We start from the raw sequence: 3,633 nt of genomic DNA on the forward strand, positions 1-3,633 counted from the left end.
CAGGATAATGATAGCCTGCTGTCCCGATAATGAAGCCGTAAGACAGATTATGAATGACAGATTTTTTATGTCTGTCGGAGTCAGCGGACTTATGCTCAGAATTATCGACTTGCAGGATATAGAGCATTATGATAATTTCCCACATAAGGTGGAAAAGTAATGCCTATCCCTTTCCCAACAAAAAAGGACTTCCAAAACGAAAGTCCTGATAAAAACAAAGAAACCAGTAAAGTTTACTGATTTCTTTGTTGTTAATATACAATTTTCTTGTTGTTTGACGTAGTCTGTTTTGTTTATTTGGTAACTACGCAAAGGGAGTTCCCGCCCCCTTGACCCCTGCCACCTTTGAAAAGGTGGACGAAACTTTTAGAGTGATCTTATTTGTGCAATTTTTTTCATTATCTCACTTTATCGACAAGCTGAAACGCTGTTTCTCCTTCAAAGAGAAACAGCGTTTCGAGAGGCTTATCAATGGCAGCTTCCGCCGCAGCTGTGAGAACCGCAGGAATGTTCCTCGCCGTGGCTGTGGTGACTGCACATAACGTTGGGGTCAAAGCTCAGTCCTCCACTTAAAAATGCTTTTACAGCTTCGTCGGCGCTGCCGCTTGCGCCTCCGTACAGTCTTATGCCTGCCTGAGCGAGGGCGTTCTGCGCTCCGCCGCCGATACCGCCGCAGATAAGCACGTCAACGCCCTTTTCTTTCAGAAATCCTGCAAGTGCGCCGTGGCCGTTTTCGGGAGCGGCAGCGATCTCTTCGCCCGTTATCCTGCCTTCCTCGGCGTCATAAAGCTTAAAAAAGCTTGTATGACCGAAGTGCTGGAAAATTTCTCCGTTATCGTAGGTTACTGCAATTCTCATAATACCGTTTCCTTTCGTTTTGACCTTTTGGTTTTTGAAAGCGCCCCTCAGGCAGCCGCAGCATTTTCCGCCGCCGCAGAGGGCATAGCTTCCTCCCGAAACAACAAGGGGTCTGCCGTTCACGATGCAGTCGGCTATCTTTTCACGGGCTGTATTATAAATTTCCGTAGCGGTGGTGCGTGATATTTCCATCATCTCCGCTACTTTGCTGTGGGTAAGCTTTTCAAGGTCAACAAGACGTATGACCTCGTATTCGTCCACCGTCAGCACTACAGCGTCTCCCGAAGCCACTCCTGCAGGGGCGAATGAACAATACTCAGGCTCCCTGCACACCTTTCTGCATCTTTGCGGTCTTGGCATATGATCCCTCTAGGTTTCCGTCTATGGTCGATTATAACATATTCTTTTCTGAAAATCAATAGGAAAACAGAATTTGGGGTAAAAAAACAGCAGGTCCTCCGATGGGGGACCTGCCGGTGATCTGTTCATACAGTCTGAACGCTCGGTGCATTTTGCGCAAGGAACATTATAAATGCGTCGGGGGGAACGGGCTTGGAGTAATAATATCCCTGGAGATAGTCGCAGCCGATATCCGACAGCAGCTTTACCATTTCGGCAGTCTCTACGCCCTCTGCCACTATCTTCTTTTTAAGTGAGCGGAGCATTTCCACCGTATGGCGGAGAACGATAAAGGCTTCCTCGTTTTCCATTGCGGGCCAGAGAATGCTTTTGTCTATCTTCACGATATCCGTGGGCAGGGTGATAAGGTAATTCGCTGTGGAAAATCCCGTGCCGTAGTCGTCCATTGAAAAGGAAACGCCTTGTGAAATGAGCCTGTTCATATTGTTAAGGAGTGTGTCGTAGTTTGCAAGACCTGCGGTCTCGGTTATCTCAAAGTTTATCTGTTCGGGGGGTATGCCGAATTCCTCCATAATTCCCATAAGCTGGGAGCTGAGTTTTTCCTGTGCGCATTGGAGAACTGAAAGGTTCACCTCAATGTACTTTATGCCGTGTTCCTGCGCTTTTCCGCTTTTGAGGAAGCGGCAGACGGAGCGGAAAGAAAGCTCGCCTATCTGTGGGATAAGCCCGTTTGCCTCCGCAAGTGGGATAAATTCCTCGGGGCTTACAAAGCCCATTTCCTTGTCTATCATTCTGATAAGGGCTTCTGCGCTGGAGAATGTGCCCGTTTTGATATCATAAAGGGGCTGGTAATACATCTGGAATGAGTCGTCCTTTATTGCCTGCTTGATGGCTGCAAGGACTTTAAGCTCCCGCTGCTTTGCCTCAAGTGATTTGGAAGTCATTTCCAGTACGGTCTCCTTGCTGCCCTTCATTGACCTCAGAGTGTAGTCGATGGCGTCACGGATATCCTTTGAGGTGGAAACGAAGCCGGGATATGTGAGGGTACATATATAAGGAGTGACGGGGGCTTCTATGCCGTTCATACTTATGGGCTTTTCAAAAAATTCCTGCAAAGCCGAAACAAGCTCGGGGGCTTCGGCACTTACGGAAACGATAACAAATTCCCAGTCGCCCAGGCAGAAAAGTTCGCTCTTTTTAAGTCGCTTTTTAAGCTTGTCGGCAACCTCGGCGCATATCTGTCCGCTCTCTCTGAGACCTAAAAGCTCGGTGAAATAATCCAGTCCCTGCGGACAGAAGGCGGCAACTGAAAATCTTTTGTGCCTTTCGATATACGACTCTGTGGTTATATAAAAGGCTTCAGCGTTGGAGCAGCCTGTGATATTATCCATATATTCTGCGGGATTTTCTAAAGATATGTAAAACATAAGGAGGGAGAGGGATATTACATAATTGCCCATTATCTGCTGCGGATATGCAAGCTGTATCAGAGTTGCAATAGTGCTCAGTATGGTGAAGGTCAGTATTGAAATGCTCTGAATGGTTTTCAGCTGCTTTCTGGATTTGACAAACCTTATAAAGGTGTACAGCAGGATAAAGAGCGCAATACCCGGAAGGATGTGGAACAGCGGTCCGTGAAGATAATTCATATCGCTGTCAAAATAAATGATGAGCTTTGTGACGGGTGTGGTAAGCAGCAGAACGAAGCTTATTATGAGACAGAACCTTGCGATAATTCTGTCAGCTTTGCGTTCTTGGCTGCGCTTTGTTATAACGGAAACGTATACAAGATAAATAACGGATATGCTTACGTAAGCCAGAAGATAGCCTATATTGACGGCGTAGTTCAGCCAGAGGGGATAATCCTGTGCGTGCCCAAGCATTTTCGTAGTGAAGATATGCAGCACCGAGGATAAAAATGTGCAGACCAGCAGGGCTGCAAAAAGACCGTTCGTATCTGTATGGAATTTTTTTCTTGCGGCGTACAGCACCATCAGCACAAGAAGAAGTGCTGCCGAGGCATACTCATATTCGGTCACATAGTTTATAGCGTTCATTTTTCACCGTCCTCTCAGATGGGCGAAATGGTGTCAAAGCACCGTTTTATTTGATTTCATCATATCACAGGAAGAAAAATTTGTCAATATTTGTCGACAGTATAATGTTCAAATCTGCGTTTTACACAAAATGGTTTGCCGCTGCCGCAGTTAAATTGTATCCGGGTCCGAGGACTTTACAATTCGGACGAAAATAAGACGTAAAAAAATGTGAAAAAATGTAGGTTTGTCAATGATGCGTTACAAAGATTTTAGAAAACTTCGCCATTGGTTAAGAAAGCCTTAACATAATCGGCAGGAGATTTCCAATTTAGCGGACGCATAGGGAAATTATTGTATTTTCTGCTGTGAACAGCAA

Annotated in this window: 2 protein-coding genes; both read right to left on the reverse strand. The window is 45.9% G+C overall.

Going from position 1 to position 3,633, the window contains the following annotated elements:
* Positions 1-468 precede the first annotated feature (468 nt).
* Positions 469-1,218, reverse strand: coding sequence for a DUF134 domain-containing protein (locus ACR0QN_RS14025; RefSeq protein ID WP_432651845.1), 750 nt, complete (start codon positions 1,216-1,218; stop codon positions 469-471).
* Between the two features lie 125 nt (positions 1,219-1,343).
* Positions 1,344-3,275, reverse strand: a complete 1,932-nt coding sequence (locus ACR0QN_RS14030) for an EAL domain-containing protein (protein WP_432651846.1) — start codon at positions 3,273-3,275, stop codon at positions 1,344-1,346.
* Positions 3,276-3,633 lie beyond the last annotated feature (358 nt).

The sequence above is a fragment of the Huintestinicola sp. genome (assembly GCF_050874005.1).
Classification (GTDB): Bacteria; Bacillota; Clostridia; order Oscillospirales; family Ruminococcaceae; genus Huintestinicola.